Here is an 18,947-nt window from a genome sequence, read left to right as displayed (position 1 = left end):
CTGCTGGTCAGGTGCGGGGGGTCACTCGTTTGCCGCGCGGGGGCGGTCGTCGTCGGCGTACTGGTCGAACAGGGGGGTGCGGCCGCGGCGGCGGGACGTCGTCGGGTGGGGGCGCGGGTCGGCGGCCGGTGTCCGGCGGCGGGACTCGGTGGCGGGGCCGGACCGGGCGGAGCTCCAGGCGTCGTCGGCGTCCAGGTCGACGTGGCTGGTGGCGCGGGGGGCCACCGGGGCCGTGACGTACGTCGGGAGGGGGACCGGGACCGGGTCCCAGCCGCCGGGCTCGGTGCGGTCGCGTTCGCGCTGCTGGTCGACCCACTCGGCGTGGTCGGTCTCCTCCACCAGGGCGCGCCGGCCGGCCGTGGACGCCGGCTCGGGACGGGCGGCGGGGGCGGCGGAGTGCGACGGGTCGGGGAGCGGGGCGGCGGCGTCCTCAGCGGGGGGTTCGTCGGCGACGGGCTGCTGGGACGCCTGCGGAGGGCGTGGCCTGCCCTCCCGCAACCTCTGGGCCGCCGCCTCCGCCTGGCGCTGGTCCATGGTGAAGGTGAAGCGGCGGCGTTCCTGGGCGCGGAGGTAGACGATGTACGCACTGAGGAGTATGGCCGGGATGGCCGGTGCCCAGAGGAAGGCGAGGCCGCCGACGGCGGCGACGATCGCGCCGACGGTGAACGTGAGGAAGAGCACCGTGATGGTGCGCCGGCGGCGGGCCAGGACCTTGGCGCGCTTCATGCGCTCGGCGGTGGAGGGCAGGCGGGAGCCGGGCTTCTTGCGGGAGCGCGGCACGGCGCCGGACGGGGCCGGGGACCCGGCACCGGGCAGCACGCCACCGGACGGACCGGACGGGGACGACGCCCCGCCACCGGACGACGAGGCGGCAACCGCGGCCCCCGAACCGGACGGCGCGCCCTCGGAGGCAGCCACGTGCTGGCGCTGGGCGGCGGGCGGCGCTTCGTCCGCGGGCGCGTCGAAGTCCCGGACGTCGGCCGTCCCGGCCGCCGCGTCCGGCTCCCGCGCGTCGCTCGCATCGTCGGTGCGGCCGCCCTGTGCCGCCAGCCCCTTGGCGTAACGGCGTTCCATGGCCGCACGCCCGGACAGGAGCCGGATGGCGGTACTGAAGCGTTCCGTCGGCCGGGCTTCATTGAGCTCGTCCTGCCTACGGAGCCACATCGGCACCAGGTAGGCGGCCCAGGCCCCGACGATGACTGCGTAGATGAGGCCGCTGCTGCTCACGCCTCACACGGTAGAGGGGTTTGCGTGGGGCCATCCGCCAATTGAGCCGGTGTGTCGCACGATCTGGCTGATATCTCGAACTTTTTTTGTGATTGTTGAGATCAGCCGTATGCGGTTGTGAGCAATTGGTGAAATAATTCGAACACTTATTTTATTTGTGGGGTGTACTGGGCTTCTCCCGGTGCCAGCGGTTGAGCAGCCCCTCGGGCACCTCCTCCGCGGTCAGCGCGAATACGAGGTGATCGCGCCAGGCGCCGTCGATGTGCAGATAGCGCGGGCGCAGTCCCTCTTCGCGAAAGCCGAGTTTCTCCACGACCCGGCGGCTGGGCAGGTTCTCCGGGCGAATGCAGACCTCGATGCGGTGCAGGCCCACCGTCCGGAAGCAGTGGTCGACGGCGAGCGCGACCGCGGTCGGTATGACGCCCCGGCCGGCCACCGCCTCGTCGACCCAATAGCCGACGTGTCCGGAACACATCGAACCCCAGGTGATCCCGGCCACCGTCAGCTGTCCGGCCAGCCGGCCCCGGTGCTCCACGACGAACGGCAGCATCCGGCCCGCGTGCGCCTCGGCGCGCAGGTGGCGGACCATCTGACGGTACGTGGGCCGGTGCGGCGAGGGGATGCCGGGCGGGGGCGGCGGGATGGTCGCTTCCCAGGGGCGCAGCCAGTCGCGGTTACGGCGGTTGACCTCGCGCCAGGCCCGCTGGTCGCGCAGCTTTATCGGGCGGAGGGCGGTGTCGCCGTCCGCCAGTACGACCGGCCAGGGGGCGTTCAGTGTGCGCTCCCGGTCGGTCCCGGCCGCCCCGTATGCGGGGCCTTTTGCGCTGTCGCGCCGGTGTCCGGGCGCGGGTGGTCGCCGCCGCGCAGCTGGTCCACCGCGTGCGGGAGGAGGTCGGCGAGTACGGCGAGGCCGTCGCGTACGCCGCCGGTGGAGCCGGGCAGGTTGACGATCAACGTACGGCCGGCGACACCGGCCAGGCCGCGGGAGAGCGCGGCGGTCGGCACCTTCGCGCGGCCCGCGGCCCGGATGGCCTCGGGGATGCCGGGGACTTCGTGGTCGATCACTCGGCGGGTGACGTCGGGGGTGCGGTCGGTGGGCGAGATGCCCGTACCGCCGGTGGTCAGGACCACGTCGTACGCGGCGGTGACGGCGGCGCGCAGGGCGGCCTCCACGGGGTCGCCGTCCGGCACCACCTGCGGCCCGTCGACCGCGAAGCCCAGCGCGGTCAGCCCCTCGGCGAGCACCGGCCCGCCCTTGTCCGCGTACACACCGGCGGCCGCCCGGTTGGACGCGGTGATGACGAGGGCGCGGGGTGGGTGGGCGGGGGAAACCGTTACGTCTGCGTCCCGGGCCGCGGGCGCGGGGGCGTGGGCAGCGGCGCCCTCAGTGGCGCCCGGGCCCGGATTGGCCGGCTTCCGAACGTCCCGGTCCGCGCGCTCGGATGCAGCCGCCTTCCCCGCGGCCCCCGGCCCCGGATTGGTCGCCGCGTCCGAGGGCCCGCCCTGCCCCGCCGCTGCGGGTGCGTCGGAGGCCGTCCCCGGCCCCGGGTTCGCCGTCGTCCGCCGCGCGCCGTCGCCCGCCGCGTCCGGCCCCGGGTTGGCGGTGGTGTCCCGTACGTCCTGCTCCGGCTCCCGGTCCCCGGCGGTCACGACCGGCTCCAGCTGCCCGACTTGCCGCCCGTCTTCTCCTCGACGCGTACGTCGGTGACGACGGCGCCCTTGTCGACGGCCTTGACCATGTCGATCACGGTGAGGGCGGCGACCGAGACGGCGGTCAGGGCCTCCATCTCGACGCCCGTGCGGTCCGTGGTGCGGACGGTGGCCGTGATCTCCACCGCGTCGTCGGCCACGTGCAGGTCGACCTCGACGCCGGAGACCGCCAGCGGGTGGCACAGCGGGATCAGGTCGGGGGTGCGCTTGGCGCCCATGATGCCCGCGATACGGGCGGTGGCGAGCGCGTCGCCCTTCGGGACGCCCTCGCCGCGCAGCAGCTCGATCACGCGCGGCGCGACCAGCACACGGCCGCTGGCGCGGGCCGTGCGCGCGGTGACGTCCTTCCCGGACACGTCGACCATGCGGGCCGCGCCCGACGCGTCGAGGTGGGTGAGATCTTGCTGGCCGCTGCTCATCGTTCTCCCGGTCCGGACCGTGCCGCCTGTGCGACGACACCGTACCCGCAGGCGTCGGGCGTCACCCGGCTACCCGGCGAGGAGGGCGCACCCGTCTCCTCGCCCGTCTGCTCCCCGGCCCCTCACCCCAGCAACACCACCTCCACCTCCGCCCCCGCCGCGACCTCCGTCGTCTCCTCCGGGATCACGATCAGCGCGTTGGCCTGGGCCAGCGCCTTGATCAGATGGGAGCCGGAGCCGCCGACGGGCGTGACGGTGCCGGTGTCCGCGTCGTGGCGGCCGCGGAGGAACTGCCGCCTGCCCTTCGGGGAGTCGGCGATGGCGGCGCCGCACGTGGCCAGGGAGGTGTGGCGGTGCACGTCGGGCAGGCCCATGAGCGTACGGATGGCGGGGCGTACGAACAGTTCGAAGGAGACGTACGAGCTGACCGGGTTGCCGGGCAGGGCCAGCAGCGGGGTGCGGTCGGGGCCGATGAGGCCGAAGCCCTGCGGCTTGCCGGGCTGCATGGCCAGCTTGCGGAACTCGACCACGCCCTCCTCGGCGGAGAGGTCGGCGAGGGTCTCCTTGACCACGTCGTACGCGCCGACGCTCACGCCGCCGCTGGTGACCAGGATGTCGGCGCGGATGAGCTGGTCCTCCAGGGTGGCGCGCAGCGTCTCGGCGTCGTCGGCGACCGCGCCGACCCGGTAGGCGATGGCGCCCGCGGCGCGCGCCGCGGCGGTGAGCTGGAAGCTGTTGGAGTCGTGGATCTGGCCGGGCGCCAGGGCCTCCCCGGGCTGCACCAGTTCGCTGCCGGTGGACAGGACCACGACCCGCGGGCGCGGCCGGACCCGGACGGTGGCGCGACCGATGGCTGCCAACAGGCCGATCTGGGCGGGGCCGAGGAGGGTGCCGGCCGACAGGGCCAGTTCGCCGGCCGCGACGTCGCTGCCCCGGGCGCGGACGTGCTGGCGCTCGGTGACCGGGCGGTGGACCAGGACCTCGCCGCCGGCGGCCTCCGGCGCGGCGCTGTGCGCGCTCATCGCCTCGGCGGGGCCGCGGCCCGTACCGCCGTCGGTCCACTCCACGGGGACGACGGCCTCGGCGCCGGGCGGCAGCGGCGCGCCGGTCATGATGCGGGCGGCCTCGCCGGGGCCGACGGCGGGGAGTTCGGCGCTGCCCGCCGCCACGTCGCCGATCACGGTCAGCGCGGCGGGGAAGTCGGCGGTGGCGCCCGCGACGTCGGAGACGCGGACCGCGTATCCGTCCATGGAGCTGTTGTCGAACGGCGGCAGGGCGGCGGGGACGGTCACGTCCTCCACCAGGACGCAGCCCTGCGCGTCGAGCAGATGCAGGTCGATCGGCTCCAGCGGGTGGATCTTGGAGAGTACGTCGTCGAGGTGGTCGGCCACCGACCAGACGCGTTCCTGGTGGGTGGTCCGGCCGGTGGTGGCGCTCACGGTGTCACATCTCCTCGCTGACGAAGCTGCGCAGCCAGTCCCGGAACTCCGGGCCCAGGTCCTCACGTTCGCATGCCAGTCTGACAATGGCACGGAGGTAGTCGCCACGGTCGCCGGTGTCATAGCGGCGCCCCTTGAAGACCACGCCGTGCACGGGACCGCCCAGCTCCGGATCGGCGGCGAGCGCCTGGAGGGCGTCGGTCAGCTGGATCTCGCCGCCGCGGCCCGGCTTGGTGGTGCGCAGCACCTCGAAGACGGCCGGGTCGAGGACGTACCGGCCGATGATGGCGAGATTGCTGGGCGCGTCGGCCGGATCGGGCTTCTCGACCAGGTCGGAGACGAGCACCACGTCGTCGTCGCCGTCGGGGGCGGCGGCCGCGCATCCGTAGAGGTGGATCTGCGCGGGGTCGACCTCCATGAGGGCGATGACGGAGCCGCCGTGCCGCTCCCGCACCTCGATCATGCGCTGGAGCAGCGGGTCGCGCGGGTCGATCAGGTCGTCGCCGAGCAGCACCGCGAAGGGCTGGTCGCCGACGTGCGGGGCGGCGCACAGCACGGCGTGGCCCAGGCCCTTGGGGTCGCCCTGGCGGACGTAGTGCATGGTCGCCAGGTCGCTGGACTCCTGGACGCGGGCGAGCCGGGACTCGTCGCCCTTGCGGTCCAGCGCCTCTTCGAGCTCGTAGTTGCGGTCGAAGTGGTCCTCAAGGGGACGCTTGTTGCGTCCGGTGACCATCAGGACATCGCTGAGCCCGGCGGTGGCGGCCTCCTCCACGACGTACTGGATGGCGGGTTTGTCGACGACCGGCAGCATCTCCTTGGGCGTGGCCTTGGTCGCCGGGAGGAAGCGGGTCCCGAGACCGGCTGCCGGAATGACAGCCTTGGTGATCCGAGTACGCGATGGAGTCATGCGGATCACGATAACCGGCGCTTTGCGCCGGAAGATGGGGTCCTGAGAACGGGTCACAGGAGCGGGAGCGGCGGCGCATCATGGGCGGTTACGACGGTACGAAGTACGGGTTGCGGCGCGCCCTCCTGGACGTGAGGGCGCAGTTGCCGCCGGATGAAGTCCGGGCGACGGGGGCGGTGCTGGCGCGCCGCGCGCTGGCGCTGCCGGAGTTGGCGCGGGCGCGGACGGTCGCCGCGTACGTGTCGGTGGGGCGCGAGCCGTCCACGCGCACCCTGTTGGACCAGCTGCGCGCCGCCGGGACGCGGGTGCTGCTGCCCGTACTGATGCCGGACAACGACCTGGACTGGGCCCCGTACGAGGGCGCCGACGGCCTCGTACGCGCCGGACGCGGGCTGCTGGAGCCCGCGGGGCCCCGGCTGGGCCCGCAGGGCGTCACCGAGGCCGACGCGGTGCTGCTGCCGGGGCTGGCGGTGGACCGGCGCGGGCTGCGGCTGGGGCGTGGCGGCGGTTCGTACGACCGGGTACTGGAGCGCCTGGAGAAGGCGCGGGTACAGCCCGCACGGGTGGTTCTGTTGTACGACACGGAGGTGCTGCCGGAGGTACCGGTGGAGGAGCACGACCGGCCGGTGGATGCGGCGGTGACGCCGGGGGGTGTGCACCGGTTCGCCACCTAGGGGGCGGTACGGCCGGTACAGGAACGTACGTACCCGGCGCGCATCTCCCCCGTACGCGCACCTCCCCCGTAAAAACCACCGGGCGGGCCCGAAGATCTTCGAGCCCGCCCGGCCTACGAGGTCAGCACCCCGTCACGGGGTCCGTCACGGCGACAGCGTCAGCGTGTCCTTGGCCGCCGCCTTCACCGCCTGCTGGGAGAAGGCCCACGGGAGCAGTTCGCCCTTGGCCCACTTGTCCGTCTGGTCGTAGTAGTGCGCGTTGTACGCGTGGCCGGAGGCGCCGGTCAGGTTGATCCAGCGCGACTTGTCCAAGTCGGCCAGGTTGACGACCATCCGCATGGACGGGACCCAGGTGACGCCGTAGCCGCCGGCCGCGTTCCAGCCGGTGGCGTCGACGGCCGCCTCGCCGCCGCCCATGTTCCAGGGGCCGCGGTTGAACAGGCCCTGGAGCAGGCCCGGGCCGCTGGTGCCCAGGGTCTGGTTCTTCAGGGTCATCTGGTGCAGGCGGCCCCAGCTCCAGTTGTCGACATTCTTGCCGAGCTTGCTGGTCAGCTCGTAGCGCGCGTCCTTCATGGCGTGCCGGAGGAGCTGGTCGCGGTTGGCGTCGAGGACGCGGCCGGGCCGGGACTCGGTCTTCCACCAGTCGTTCTTCGGGTCCTCCAGGATGGACCGCACGACCTCGAACCAGCGGTCGCCGCCGTCCGGCTGCGCCTGGTCGGGATCCCGCTCGCCGCACTCGCGCACCAGCTTGTCCTGGTCGTCGACCGGGCCGGTGTCGTTGGCCGCGCGGACGTTGAGGCACTGGCCCTTGACCCGCAGTTCCTTGGGCATCTTGTTGCCGAAGGCCAGCTTGAGGGTGTTGCGCCAGACCGCGTTGAAGTACGCGGCCGCCGCCGAGTCGGGCTCCTGGGTGTAGTCCCAGCCCTCCAGCAGCTTCTGCGCCTCGCGGACGTACGCGTCGTTGACGTCGATCTTCAGCAGGTAGGGCGTCAGCAGCTTGGCGATCTCGCTGCTGTTGTCCTTCTGCATGGTCTGCATGTCGTCGGTGGAGACCTTGCCGCCGTCCTTGATCTTCGACTGGATGAGGTCGTTGATCCGCTGGCTGCGGGCGCCGTAGCCCCAGTCCTTGGTCAGCAGGTACGGGTACTTGTCCGGGTCGATGACGGCCTGGTTGGCGGTGACGATGTAGCCGCGCGCCGGGTTGTACTCGTTGGGCAGCGCCGACTGGGGCACGTCGCCGGTCCACTGGGCCTTCGGGTCCCAGCCGGGGGCGGGCAGCGTGCCGTCGTAGCCCTTGCCGCGCATCGGGATCCGGCCCGGCGCCTGGTAGCCGATGTTGCCCTTGGTGTCGGCGTAGATCAGGTTCTGCGACGGCACCTCGAAGTGCGCGGCGGCCTTGCGGAAGTCCGTCCAGTTCTTGGCGCGGTTCAGCTCGAAGACCGCGTCCATGGAGCGGCCCGGGTCCAGGGCGGTCCAGCGCAGCGAGACGCCGTAGCCGTCGCCGCGGTCCGGCGCCGCGTTGCCGACCGGGGCCTGCTTGCCGACCCGGGTCATCTCGTCGTCGCGGTCGGAGATCAGCGGGCCGTTGTTGGTGGAGCGGACCGTGATCTCACGGCTCGCGCCGCCGGCGACCTTGATGGTCTCCTTGCGGGTCTTGAAGGGCTCCAGCTTGTCCTTGAACAGGTACCCGTTGGAGTTGATCTTCTCCAGGTACAGGTCGGTGACATCGGCGCCGAGGTTGGTCATGCCCCAGGAGATGTCCTGGTTGTGGCCGATGACCACGCCGGGCATGCCGGAGAAGGTGTAGCCGGCCACGTCGTAGTTGCACTTCGCACTGGTGGTGCGGCAGTGCAGGCCCATCTGGTACCAGAGCGACGGCATCTGGGGGGCCAGGTGCGGGTCGTTGGCCAGCAGCGGCTTGCCGGTGGTGGTGTGCGCCCCGGAGACGACCCAGGAGTTGGACCCGATGCCGTTGCCGTTGGGGCCGAGCAGCGCCGGGATCTTCTCCAGGGACTTGGAGACGGAGGAGAGCTGGGACTTCAGGCCCTGGGTGGCGGCGGAGGCGGAGTTGGTTCCGGTGCCGGGGTTGGTGCCCGTACCCGTGCCGGTGCCGTTGCCCGTGCCATTACCCGTACCGGCGCCGTTGCCCGTACCGGCACCGTTACCCGTGTTCGTACCCGAGCCGTTCGGCGACTGCGCGTTGCCGCTCGGGGTGGCCTTGGGGTCGAACTCCTTGGTGGCCGGGTTGACCGCGCCGCCCTCGACGATCGGCTTGTTCCGCTGGGCCGGGTACTTCGGGTAGAGCTGGTCGATCTGGGTCTGGCTGAAGCGGCTGGTGAGCAGGGCGCGGTCGATCTCCTCCTGCATGTTGCCGCGCAGGTCCCAGGCCATGGCCTTGAGCCAGGCCACCGAGTCGACCGGGGTCCACTTGCCGGGCTTGTAGTCGTTCTGGAAGCCGAGCGCCGCGTACTCCAGGGAGAGCGCCGAGCCCTCGTGGTCCTTGAGATAGGCGTTGACGCCGTCGGCGTACGCCTGGAGGTACTTCTTCGTCTGCGGGGAGAGCTTGGTGTCGAACTCCCGCTGGGCGACGTCGTGCCAGCCGAGCGTCCTGAGGAAGGCGTCGGTGTCGACCTGGCTCTGGCCGAACATCTCGGAGAGGCGGCCGGCCGTCATGTGACGGCGTACGTCCATCTCCCAGAAGCGGTCCTGGGCCTGTACGAAGCCTTGGGCGCGGAAGAGGTCCTCGTCGGTGTCGGCGTAGATCTGCGGGATGCCGTTGGCGTCGCGCGAGACGTCGACGGGGGCGCTCAAGCCGGCCAGCTTCAGTGAACCGGTGGTCTGCGGGTACGAGGCGCGGACGGTGCTGACGCCCCAGTACGCGCCGTAGCCGATGCCCGCCACGAGCAGAAGCACGACCGTGATCGCGACGAGGCGGCCGCGCCGCCCCTTCTTCTTGGGTTTCTTCACAGCCTTGTCAGGGGCGGGGGCGGACTTGTTGGCGGGCATCTCTGTCCTTCGAGGGGCAGGGTGGGAGTGCTGGAGCAACCATAGGCGCACGGGTCCGCCGAGCCCTACGCGGTGTAGCCGCCGGCACCTCGAAGATTCAAGCAATGGTAAATTGTTAGTCTCAGTAACTAGATACAGTAAGGAAAGACCGACCGCTCCACCCCTGTGCCCGACCCCCGTGCCCGATCCGGCCCGCCACGAGGAAGGACCAGCTCCTGACTGTCGACCACCTCAACGAACTCCTGCTGATCTGCGCCCTCGTCCTGCTGGTCGCGGTGGCCGCGGTCCGCGTCTCCTCCCGGAGCGGGCTGCCCAGCCTCCTCATCTATCTGGGCATAGGCATCGCCATAGGGCAGGACGGCTTCGGCGGCGTCGTCTTCGACAACGCCGAACTGACCCAGATACTGGGCTACACCGCGCTGGTGGTGATCCTGGCCGAGGGCGGCCTCGGCACGAAGTGGAAAGAGATCAAACCGGCGCTGCCCAGAGCCGCGGTGCTGTCGACGTTCGGCGTCGCGGTGAGCGTGGGGGTCACCGCGGCCGGGGCGCACTACCTCGTCGGCCTGGACTGGCGTCAGGCGCTGCTGATTGGCGCCGTGGTGTCCTCCACGGACGCGGCGGCGGTCTTCTCCGTACTGCGCAACGTGCCGCTGCCCGCCCGGCTGACCGGTGTCCTGGAGGCCGAGTCCGGCTTCAACGACGCCCCCGTCGTGATCCTCGTCGTGGCCTTCTCCACCGCGGGACCGGTGGACCACTGGTACGTCCTCATCGGCGAGATCGCGCTGGAGCTGGCGATCGGCGCGGCCATCGGCCTGGCCGTCGGCTGGCTGGGCGCGTACGGCATGCGGCACGTGGCGCTGCCCGCCTCCGGTCTGTACCCGATCGCGGTGATGGCCATCGCCGTCTCCGCCTACGCGGCCGGCGCGCTGGCGCACGGCTCCGGGTTCCTCGCGGTCTACCTGGCCGCGCTGGTCCTCGGCAACGCGAAACTGCCGCACTCGGCCGCCACCCGCGGCTTCGCCGAAGGACTCGGCTGGATCGGCCAGATCGGCATGTTCGTGCTGCTCGGCCTCCTGGTCACGCCACACGCGCTGTACGACGACGCCGTACCGGCCCTGATCATCGGCCTGATCCTGACGATCGTGGCCCGGCCCACCTCGGTCTTCCTGGGGCTGCTCCCCTTCAAGGTGCCGTGGCGCGAAAAGGCGCTGCTCTCCTGGGCCGGACTGCGCGGTGCCGTACCGATCGTGCTGGCCACCATCCCCATGGTGGGCGGCGTGCCCGGCAGCGACCGGGTCTTCAACATCGTCTTCATCCTGGTCGTGGTCTATACGCTCATCCAGGGCCCGACGCTGCCCTGGCTGGCCAGGAAGCTGCGCCTGGGGGACGACGAGGAGGCCGCGGATCTGGGGATCGAGTCGGCGCCGCTGGAGCGGCTGCGCGGCCATCTGCTGTCCACCACGATCGCCCCCAAGTCGCGGATGCACGGCGTGGAGATCAGCGAGCTGCGGCTGCCGCCGGGCGCCGCGGTCACCCTCGTCGTACGGGACGGGACCAGCTTCGTACCGTCGCCGACGACCGTGCTGCGGCGCGGGGACGACCTGCTGGTCGTGGCCACGGACCCGGTGCGGGACGCGGTCGAGAACCGGCTCCGGGCGGTCTCCCGGCACGGCAAGCTGGCCGGCTGGCTGGCGCCGGGCACGCCCGGCGGGCGGCGGCCCGTCAAGAAGCCGGGAGTACGGCCGGGCGACCGGTCCGGCGAACGGCCGCCGGGGAAGTCCGGCAAGCCCGGCAAGCATCCGGACGGCAGGGCCGGAGGGCGGCCGCCGCATACACCGGCACGGTGAGCGAGGCGGCGGGAAAGCAACGGGAAGCCCTGGTCGATACCAGGGCTTCCCGCGTATCGGCCTGTACTATGGCATGGCAATCAAAGGAACCAACTCTGCCTGACGCAGAGCTGGCGCGACCGCTCGGCGGCCGCGGTCCCCTGCCACACGCAGCCACCTCTTCCAGGTGCGGACCACGCGGTATCACTCGGTCCAGCGCGAGAGGACAGCTCTCGGCGCGCACCCCGTGACAATCTCGCGGGCAGCGCGCTACCAGGCGGCAGAAAGGCTCGGCCGTGGCATCCGCGGTCAAGGACAACTCGGGCAAGGGGACCCGGGGCGAGACGACCCAGGACACGACCACCCCTGCCCAGCAGACTCCGGTCAAGGAAGCCCGCCCCGGTTACGGGCAGCTGCTGCGCACCCCCGGCGCGTGGGCGTTCCTGCTGCCGGGTTTCCTGGCCCGTCAGCCCTTCGCGATGCTGACGTTCAGCATCCTGCTCCTCGTCCAGCACACCACCGGCTCGTACGGCACCGCCGGTGTCGTCTCCGCGGTGACCGGCGTCTCGATGGCGCTGTTCGCGCCGCAGAGCGGCAAGCTGGCGGACCGCTTCGGGCAGCGCGCGGTGCTCGTGCCCGGCGTACTGGTGCACGCCGCGGCGGTCACCGCGATGATCACGCTGGCGCTCTCGCACGCCCCGCTGTGGGCGCTGCTGGTCATCGCCGTACCGACCGGCGCCTCGACGCCGCAGATCGGCCCGATGGTGCGCTCCCGGTGGGCGGCCAAGCTGACCGGCACTCCTCTGATGCCGACGTCCACCGCCTTCGAGTCGGTCACCGACGAGTTCACCTTCGTCATCGGCTCGGTGCTGGCGACCGCGCTGTGCACCGGCATCCACCCGGCGGCCGGCCTGATCGCCGAGGGCGCCCTGACGCTGGGCGGCGGCCTGCTCTTCGCGGCGCAGCGGCGCAGCCAGCCGCCGGTCCACCGGTCCGCCGACAGCTCCGCCAAGCGCGTGTCCGCGCTGTCGGTGCCGGGCCTGCGGGTCCTGATCGCGGCCCTCTTCGGTATCGGCACGGTCTTCGGCGGCATGCAGGTCTCCCTCACGGCCTTCACCGAGGACATCGGGCAGCCCGGCATCAACGGCCTGCTGTACGGCGTCTTCGCGGCGGGCAACATGCTCGCCGGCATCGTCTGCGGCGCGATCGCCTGGAAGGTCGGCCCCCGGCGCCGCCTGCTGGTCGCGTACGCGCTGCTGGTGCTGATGACCACCCCGCTGTGGGCGGTGGCCGTGGCGCCCCTGATGGGTGTGGTGGGCCTCCTGGTGGGCCTGTGCATCGCGCCGGCGCTGATCACCGGCTACACGCTGATCGACTCCCTGGTCCCCGCCGCGGCCCGTACCGAGGCGTTCACGTGGCTGACCGGCGCGGTCGGTCTCGGTCAGGCGGCGGCGTCCACGGTCGCCGGCCTGATGGCGGACCACTTCGGTCCGCATGCCGGATTCCTGGTGCCGCTGTGCGGTACGGGACTGGCGCTGGTGGTGCTGGCGGTGTTTCGGGGACACCTGGTGCCGCGCTCCGAAACCCGGGTGGTCGGACGTGGGGTCGGTCACCGAACCCCGGCAACAGTGGACTGACGGGCCGGAATACTGCACTATGGAGCGTCGTTAGCACTCATCGAGTGAGAGTGCCAGGAGGAAGTCACAGTGCCGACCTACCAGTATCAGTGCACCGCGTGCGGCGAGGGCCTTGAGGCGGTGCAGAAGTTCACCGACGATGCGCTCACCGAGTGCCCCGCCTGCCAGGGACGTCTGAAGAAGGTGTTCTCCGCGGTCGGCATCGTGTTCAAGGGCTCCGGGTTCTACCGGAACGACAGCCGCGGCTCGTCGTCCAGCAGCAGCCCCGCGTCGTCCTCCTCGTCCTCGACGAGTTCCTCGTCGACCTCGGGTTCCTCGTCGTCCTCGGGCAGCGAGTCGAAGTCGTCCAGCGGCTCTTCGAGCTCGTCGGGCTCCAGCTCGACGCCCAGCACGTCGGCTGCCTGAGCGGCGCTTCGCGCCCGGCAAGTCTTCGCGGAAGCCCCGCCGTCCATGGCCTCATGGACGGCGGGGCTTTCGGCGCACCTGAGGCGCGTAGGGCGCCTGGGACCGCCCTCCAGGCCCCCTCCTCGCCGTCCCCTCCCCCGATTACTGTGGCCGCATGGCTGACGCGGAGATCGGTGTCATAGGCGGGTCCGGCTTCTACTCCTTCCTCGACGACGTGACCGAGATCACGGTCGACACTCCCTACGGCGCCCCGAGCGACTCGCTCTTCCTCGGCGAGGTGGCCGGGCGCACGGTCGCCTTCATGCCCCGGCACGGCCGCCGGCACCACCTGCCGCCGCACCGCATCAACTACCGCGCCAACCTGTGGGCGCTGCGTTCGGTCGGCGTACGGCAGGTGCTCGGCCCGTGCGCGGTCGGCGGACTGCGCGCGGAGTACGGGCCGGGAACGCTGCTCGTCCCGGACCAGCTCGTGGACCGTACGAAGGCCAGGGAACAGACGTACTTCGACGGGACGCCACTGCCGGACGGCAGCGTGCCGAACGTGGTGCACGTGCCGTTCGCCGATCCGTACTGCCCGGCCGGGCGGCAGACGGTGATCGCCGCGGCCCGGGGGCGCGCGTGGGAGCCGGTGGACGGCGGCACCCTCGTGGTCGTCGAGGGGCCGCGCTTCTCGACCCGCGCGGAGTCCCGGTGGCACGCGGCGCAGGGCTGGTCGGTGGTCGGCATGACCGGCCACCCGGAAGCGGTCCTGGCCCGCGAACTGGGCCTCTGCTACACGTCACTGACGCTGGTCACGGACCTGGACGCGGGTACGGAGGCGGGCCAGGGCGTCTCCCACGCGGAGGTACTGGAGGTCTTCGGCCGGAACGTCGGCCGGCTGCGCGAGGTGCTGTTCGACGCGGTGGGCGCGCTGCCGGCGACGTCGGGGCGGGTCTGTGGTTGTGGGGGCGCGCATGAGGGGTGGGAGCTGGGGATTCGGTTGCCTTGAGGGGCCGGGATCGGCTCGGTCGGGAGCCGGACCTGGGGTGAGGCGGGTCGGGACTGAGGTGGGGGCGGGCGCAGTCATGCCTGAGCCTGGGCCGGGGCTTGGGCCTCGGCACTCGGGCGGGTGAGCGGTTTTTCCACAACCCGCGGGTAACGGGTCCGGCCGTCCACAAGGCCGAGCGGGCTTCGGCGAAGTCCGGCACGGTGGGGCTCGTCCGCACCGATTCCGGCACCGCAGGCGGTGGTCACCGTGTCCCAGCCCCCCTCCCTCCACACCTTCCCCACCCTCTCCCCGCCCCTCGTCCCCACCCCTCCACTCCCCCTTCCCCCGCCCTGTGAGGTTGCCCACTTCGCTCCCGTACGGGCCCGCGGCGGACGCCACCGGCTGCGGCGCGCGGTGCGACGGCGACGACGGACCCTGACGGCGGGACTGGCGATGACGGCCGCGGCCCTGGCCGCGACGGCCCACCAGAGCGGCGAAGGACGCGCCTCGGGGATTGCGGGCGCCTGCGCCGCGCCGACGCCGGGAGCGGCACCGGACGCGACACCGGGCGCGCGTCCCGGAGGGGAGCGGTCATGAGGATGCCGACCGCCCCTCGGACCGCGCCGAGGAAAGATCGAGTGGCCTTTGCCCGATATGCGCGCCACACTGGCGAAAGTGGCGGGGTGCGTTTGGCGTGCCGGCGGGAAGGCTCTTCCCCGGCCGACCGGAACAACGCGGCGCCGATCCGTACGGACGCTCTGTCCGCTCACCGGTTCAGGTCATGGGATTGGACAGCCGCGCCCTGCCCTGCCGTAGGTTGCGGTGCTGTTCGTTGCACAAGTCGTAGTGAGTGTGGAAAGAGGCTGTCAGGTGAGCCAGAAGACGGGCGTGTTCGCGGGATTCAAGGAATTCCTGATGCGCGGCAACGTGATCGAGCTCGCCGTGGCGGTCGTGGTCGGAGCCGCGTTCACGAACATCGTGAACACCGTGGTCAAGGGCGTCATCAACCCGATCGTCGGCGCCCTGGGCTCGCAGAACCTGGACCACTACAAGGCCTGCCTGACCACCTGCCACACGGACGCCAAGACGGGCGACTACACCGACGGCATCTACATCCTGTGGGGTTCGGTCCTCAGCGCCGTCCTGACCTTCCTGATCACCGCCGCGGTCGTGTACTTCCTCATGATCCTGCCGATGAACAAGTGGAAGGCACGCCAGGACGCCAAGAAGCCGGTGGACAACGCCCCGGCCGCCCCGACCGAGGTCGAGCTGCTGACGGAGATCCGCGACGCGCTCATCGCACAGCGCAACGGCTCGGCGAACGGGTCGCCCAGTGGTGGCGCGGGCTCGGTGGTCCCGCAGAAGACGCAGCAGTAAGGGGCCCCGCCCCCGGCACGGGGAAGCCGCCCCGGCGCCTCGGTCAGAGGTGGTGGGGCGGTTTTTCGTCGAGAAAGCGCGCCAGGTCGGCAGCGCTGTCGTTGCCGCCCGGACGCTCGCCCCAGCCACGGTCGGTGTCGTCCGACGACGGCCGGCTCAGCGGATCATCAAAGATCAACGCCGCCAGCGCCTCCGCCCGCGCCGGGCGTGCGGACTCCGCGGCCTGCTCCGCATCGGCCTCGGGCCGGGATTCAGGGGTGGTACTCACCCCTCCAGGGTACGGCCGCCGAAGCGGAGGGGCCCGCGTCCGGGTTTGGGTCCCCGCCCGGGGCCGGGTCCGGGTTCGGGCCCGGGTTCGGGTTCGGGTCTGGATTGGGGCCCGCTCCCGGGCCCGCGTCCGGGTTGGAGTCGGAACCCTTAGCGTGCCGCCGCCCAGGTCGGTCCCGTCCGTCCCAACGGCCCGCGACCAGCACCGCAGCCGCGAGCTCATCTGGACCGTACCGGCGGACGGCGGTGGCGCTCCGGCGCTACGGGTGGCCGGCGGCTCGTCTTCCGCGATGGTCCGCTGGGCGGACGGCGCGGGGCGGGCGACCCCGGCGCACAGGCGCGGCGCGTTCCCGGCCGCCTCGACCGGGTCGCCGCGCTCGCCGAGCCGGTCCGGCAGGTGCTGGGCCGCATCGGCCGGGTCCGGCCTCCCCTCACGAGGAACTTACAGCCAGGCTGTTAGCTTGGCTGCAAGTTTCGTCGAGAAGGGGTCTGTCATGACATCCGAGCGCCGCAAGCTTGAGATCGCCATCCTGGTCTGCCCCGGCTATATGCCGGTCGACATCATCGGGTTCCACACGGCCATGGGCATGCTGCCGGACGTGAACCTGCACCTCGTCTGGAAGAACCGCGACGAGATCGCCGGCATGCCGCACTTCCCCACCCGGGCGACGACCACGTTCGAGGACTGCCCCGCGGACCTCGATGTGCTGTTCGCGGGAGCCGTGCCGGCGGAGATCTTCGAGGACGAGGAAGTCCTCGCTTTCCTCGCCGACCGGGGAAGCCGGGCGGGCTGGATAGCGGGCGTGTGCGTGGGGTCGCTGCTGATGGGGGCGGCGGGGCTGCTGCGCGGCTACCGCGCGACGACCAACTTCCAGGTGCACGAGCACCTCGCGGCCTTCGGGGCGATACCGGAGCGCGGCAACGTCGTGGAGGACCGCAACCGGATCACCTCCGGCCCGGCGACCGGCAGTTTCGAGGTCGGGCTGCGGCTGATCCAGGTGTTCTTCGGCGACGATGTCGCGCGCAGGTCCGAGCTCATGATGGAGTACGCGCCGCGGCCCCTGTTCGGTGTGGGCACCCCGGAGCTCGCCGGGCCCGAGCTGACCAAAGAGATTCTCGCCTCGGCCGCTCCCATGAGCGCCGACTTCGGGAAGGTGGCCGGGCGGGCGGCACGGCGGCTCGGCATACGTACCGAATCGGCCTGACCGTACGTCTACGGCCGCCGCCTGCGAAACTAGGGGGACGATTCCGGCCGTCGCGCACGCCGTCAAGGAGAGCCGCAGTGAGCACAGCGCCCGAGATGCCCTCGTCGACAGTGATGTTGATGATCGCCGCCGGGCGGCAGCTGCAACGCGAGCTGGAGTCGGATCTCTCCGCCATCGGCCTGTCGCTGCGTCAGTTGGGAGCGCTCGGCCACATCGCCGGCAACCCCGAGCTGTCCTACAGCGACCTGGCCCGGCGCGCCGGAATCACGACCCAGAGCATGCGCGCCACCATCCTCATGCTGCAGGAGCAGGGCGCGGTACGCAGCAACCTCTCCGGTCAGGGGCGGCGCGCGAACCTGGAGCTGACCGAGACCGGCGAACAGCTCCTGAACGAGGCGCGGCGCGTGATCGCTCTGCGGGACCGCGCGTTCGCCGAGAGGCTGGGCGCCGAGGAGGAAAAGGTGCTGAGCGCTGTTCTCCGCCGGGCCGCGCCGGGCCCGGCGGACACCGCGAGGCGGGGCTGAAGGCGCGGGATGCGGCGAGCGGGCCCGCTGCCGCAGCCAAGCACTAAGAACCGGCTCGGCGGGGCGGCACGCGCGGGCGACAGGGGCACGGGCTCCAAGCGGGGTAGTGGGTCGGCAGCCGCGGAAGACCCGTAGGCGCGGAAGAACCGTAGGACCTGAGGAGCCGTCGGCCCTGAGGAGCCGTAGGCCCCGAGGCGTAGTAGACGCGACTGGGCGGCAGGCACGACGCGAAGACAGCAGGCGCGGCCCTGCCACAGCGAGAGCCTGGCGGAGAGCAGCTCCGGGCACAGCGGGAACCTGGCGCAGCGCAAAACCGGGCGCGGCGCGGACCTGACACAGCGCGCAACCGGGCGCGGCGAGAACCTGGCGCACGCATCCGGGCGCGGCGAGAGCCAGGCGCGGCGCGTCCGGGCACAGCGCGGACCTGACACAGCACGCATCCAAGCGCGGCGCGGACCTGACACAGCACGCCTCCGGCACAGCAAGAGCCAAACGCAGCACCCATCCAAGCCCGGCAAGCGCCGAACGCCACCACCAAAGCCAACCCGCTCGCACAAAGGCCCACAGAGCCCGCAGGGCCCGCAGACCCCCGTGCCCATGCCACCCTCAGCGAGCGGCCAGCGCCTCGTGCCACCAGTGGTCGCGGCCCGCCGTCCAGGAGACCGGGCGGCTGGTGCGGTTCACGACCAGTACGGACCGTACCTGCGGGCAGTTGTGTCGCAGGGCGCGGTCCAGTACGGGCTTGACCGGTCGTACCGCGCCGTCCCAGAACGCGGCGTCCGCCGTGACGATCACCTTGGCGCCGGACTCCCGGGTGCGGGCGGCGAGTTCCGGCACGGTGAGGTAGACCGGCAGTGTCGTGCGCACGGCGTCGAGGCGGCCGCAGGCGAGTGTGACGATCACGGACTCCGGTACCAGCGGCAGGTGGACCGCCACCGGGTCGCCGGCCCGCACCCCGAGCCGGGCCAGCGCCGCCGCGGCCCGTTTGGCCTGGCCCATGAGCATGGTGTGGGTCAGCTCCTCGTGACGTCCCGGCTCGCCGTGCCAGGTGAGGGCTATCGGGGACGGGGACGCCGGGGGCTCTTGCGGTACCCGGGTCGTTTCTGCATGCTCGGAGGTCACACTGCGCAACATGCGGACCAGCATGAAGATCAAGGATCAACGATCGCTGAACGTCCGCTGTACGGCATCGGCCGGCCGTCCCGTACGGACGGCCCGCGCGGCGCACGATGTGCGAACCGCTCTCGCGGCGCCCCAGGGCGGCGTCGCTTCTCGTGCCCTTGGGCGACGGGCCCGTAAGACCGCATAGGCGGCGGGTCCGTAAGACCTCGTCGGGGACGCAGGACTCGCGAGCGCT

The 18,947-nt window shown here is 71.9% G+C and carries 16 protein-coding genes and 1 pseudogene; 8 read left to right on the top strand and 9 right to left on the bottom strand.

The window, feature by feature from the left end; all coding sequences use genetic code 11:
* Positions 1 to 21: 21 nt before the first annotated feature.
* The 6 genes and pseudogenes from sepX to galU form a co-directional block, all read right to left on the bottom strand.
* The gene (gene sepX, locus CP984_RS23925; protein WP_003979609.1) at positions 22 to 1,227 is read right to left on the bottom strand and encodes a divisome protein SepX/GlpR; all 1,206 of its coding nucleotides are present in this window, start codon (positions 1,225 to 1,227) and stop codon (positions 22 to 24) included.
* Positions 1,228 to 1,378: 151 nt separating this feature from the next.
* Positions 1,379 to 2,002 carry a GNAT family N-acetyltransferase gene (locus CP984_RS23920; RefSeq protein WP_030185841.1) on the bottom strand — a complete coding sequence of 208 codons (624 nt, stop codon included), beginning with the start codon at positions 2,000 to 2,002 and terminating at the stop codon, positions 1,379 to 1,381.
* Positions 1,999 to 2,553 (bottom strand): annotated as a pseudogene (locus tag CP984_RS23915) (MogA/MoaB family molybdenum cofactor biosynthesis protein); the annotation flags it as partial. The pseudogene CP984_RS23915 and the gene CP984_RS23920, both read right to left, overlap by 4 nt.
* A 320-nt stretch (positions 2,554 to 2,873) precedes the next feature.
* A complete protein-coding gene (gene moaC, locus CP984_RS23910) occupies positions 2,874 to 3,356 on the bottom strand; it encodes a cyclic pyranopterin monophosphate synthase MoaC (protein WP_003979606.1) in 483 nt (160 codons plus the stop codon).
* 122 nt (positions 3,357 to 3,478) lie between these two features.
* A complete protein-coding gene (gene glp, locus CP984_RS23905; protein ID WP_003979605.1) occupies positions 3,479 to 4,795 on the bottom strand; it encodes a molybdotransferase-like divisome protein Glp in 1,317 nt (438 codons plus the stop codon).
* A 4-nt stretch (positions 4,796 to 4,799) separates the two neighbouring features.
* The gene (galU, locus tag CP984_RS23900) at positions 4,800 to 5,702 is read right to left on the bottom strand and encodes a UTP--glucose-1-phosphate uridylyltransferase GalU (protein ID WP_003979604.1); all 903 of its coding nucleotides are present in this window, start codon (positions 5,700 to 5,702) and stop codon (positions 4,800 to 4,802) included.
* Between the two features lie 80 nt (positions 5,703 to 5,782).
* Here galU and CP984_RS23895 point away from each other — a divergent pair, with 80 nt between their 5' ends.
* On the top strand, positions 5,783 to 6,376 hold the full coding sequence (locus CP984_RS23895; RefSeq protein WP_003979603.1) for a 5-formyltetrahydrofolate cyclo-ligase: 594 nt from the start codon (positions 5,783 to 5,785) through the stop codon (positions 6,374 to 6,376).
* Between the two features lie 144 nt (positions 6,377 to 6,520).
* Here the strand turns inward: CP984_RS23895 and CP984_RS23890 are convergent, their stop codons facing one another.
* Entirely contained in the window at positions 6,521 to 9,382 is a 2,862-nt protein-coding gene (locus CP984_RS23890; RefSeq protein WP_003979602.1) for a penicillin acylase family protein, read from the bottom strand.
* Positions 9,383 to 9,657: 275 nt separating this feature from the next.
* On the opposite strand from CP984_RS23890, the gene CP984_RS23885 reads away from it, so the two are divergent.
* The 5 genes from CP984_RS23885 to mscL all read left to right on the top strand — a co-directional run bounded on the left by CP984_RS23885 (position 9,658) and on the right by mscL (position 15,594).
* The gene (locus tag CP984_RS23885) at positions 9,658 to 11,229 is read left to right on the top strand and encodes a potassium/proton antiporter (RefSeq protein WP_003979601.1); all 1,572 of its coding nucleotides are present in this window, start codon (positions 9,658 to 9,660) and stop codon (positions 11,227 to 11,229) included.
* 395 nt (positions 11,230 to 11,624) lie between these two features.
* Positions 11,625 to 12,845 (top strand): MFS transporter, encoded by a 1,221-nt coding sequence (locus tag CP984_RS23880; RefSeq protein WP_100246471.1) that lies wholly within the window; start codon positions 11,625 to 11,627, stop codon positions 12,843 to 12,845.
* Positions 12,846 to 12,914: 69 nt separating this feature from the next.
* On the top strand, positions 12,915 to 13,250 hold the full coding sequence (locus tag CP984_RS23875) for an FmdB family zinc ribbon protein (protein ID WP_003979599.1): 336 nt from the start codon (positions 12,915 to 12,917) through the stop codon (positions 13,248 to 13,250).
* Positions 13,251 to 13,404: 154 nt separating this feature from the next.
* A complete protein-coding gene (locus CP984_RS23870; RefSeq protein ID WP_003979598.1) occupies positions 13,405 to 14,238 on the top strand; it encodes an S-methyl-5'-thioadenosine phosphorylase in 834 nt (277 codons plus the stop codon).
* Between the two features lie 849 nt (positions 14,239 to 15,087).
* Positions 15,088 to 15,594 carry a large conductance mechanosensitive channel protein MscL gene (mscL, locus tag CP984_RS23860; protein WP_030184156.1) on the top strand — a complete coding sequence of 169 codons (507 nt, stop codon included), beginning with the start codon at positions 15,088 to 15,090 and terminating at the stop codon, positions 15,592 to 15,594.
* A 43-nt stretch (positions 15,595 to 15,637) separates the two neighbouring features.
* Here mscL and CP984_RS23855 read toward each other — a convergent pair whose 3' ends face one another.
* Positions 15,638 to 15,862 (bottom strand): hypothetical protein, encoded by a 225-nt coding sequence (locus CP984_RS23855; protein WP_003979596.1) that lies wholly within the window; start codon positions 15,860 to 15,862, stop codon positions 15,638 to 15,640.
* 493 nt (positions 15,863 to 16,355) lie between these two features.
* On the opposite strand from CP984_RS23855, the gene CP984_RS23850 reads away from it, so the two are divergent.
* Positions 16,356 to 17,066 (top strand): DJ-1/PfpI family protein, encoded by a 711-nt coding sequence (locus CP984_RS23850; RefSeq protein WP_003979595.1) that lies wholly within the window; start codon positions 16,356 to 16,358, stop codon positions 17,064 to 17,066.
* Positions 17,067 to 17,143: 77 nt separating this feature from the next.
* On the top strand, positions 17,144 to 17,590 hold the full coding sequence (locus CP984_RS23845; RefSeq protein ID WP_003979594.1) for a MarR family winged helix-turn-helix transcriptional regulator: 447 nt from the start codon (positions 17,144 to 17,146) through the stop codon (positions 17,588 to 17,590).
* 606 nt (positions 17,591 to 18,196) lie between these two features.
* Here CP984_RS23845 and CP984_RS23840 read toward each other — a convergent pair.
* Positions 18,197 to 18,724, bottom strand: a complete 528-nt coding sequence (locus CP984_RS23840; protein ID WP_078575455.1) for an AMP-binding protein — start codon at positions 18,722 to 18,724, stop codon at positions 18,197 to 18,199.
* Positions 18,725 to 18,947 lie beyond the last annotated feature (223 nt).

This window comes from Streptomyces rimosus (assembly GCF_008704655.1).
GTDB lineage: Bacteria > Actinomycetota > Actinomycetes > Streptomycetales > Streptomycetaceae > Streptomyces > Streptomyces rimosus.
Note: the sequence above shows the minus strand (reverse complement) of the source record. Positions and strands in the feature narration are given on the sequence as shown.

Coding starts and splice junctions, on each gene's coding strand:
- CP984_RS23850 (WP_003979595.1), top strand. CDS start 16,356: ATGACATCCGAGCGCCGCAAGCTTGAGATCGCCATCCTGGTCTGCCCC.
- moaC (WP_003979606.1), bottom strand. CDS start 3,356: ATGAGCAGCGGCCAGCAAGATCTCACCCACCTCGACGCGTCGGGCGCG.
- galU (WP_003979604.1), bottom strand. CDS start 5,702: ATGACTCCATCGCGTACTCGGATCACCAAGGCTGTCATTCCGGCAGCC.
- CP984_RS23870 (WP_003979598.1), top strand. CDS start 13,405: ATGGCTGACGCGGAGATCGGTGTCATAGGCGGGTCCGGCTTCTACTCC.
- CP984_RS23895 (WP_003979603.1), top strand. CDS start 5,783: ATGGGCGGTTACGACGGTACGAAGTACGGGTTGCGGCGCGCCCTCCTG.
- CP984_RS23890 (WP_003979602.1), bottom strand. CDS start 9,382: ATGCCCGCCAACAAGTCCGCCCCCGCCCCTGACAAGGCTGTGAAGAAA.
- CP984_RS23840 (WP_078575455.1), bottom strand. CDS start 18,724: ATGTTGCGCAGTGTGACCTCCGAGCATGCAGAAACGACCCGGGTACCG.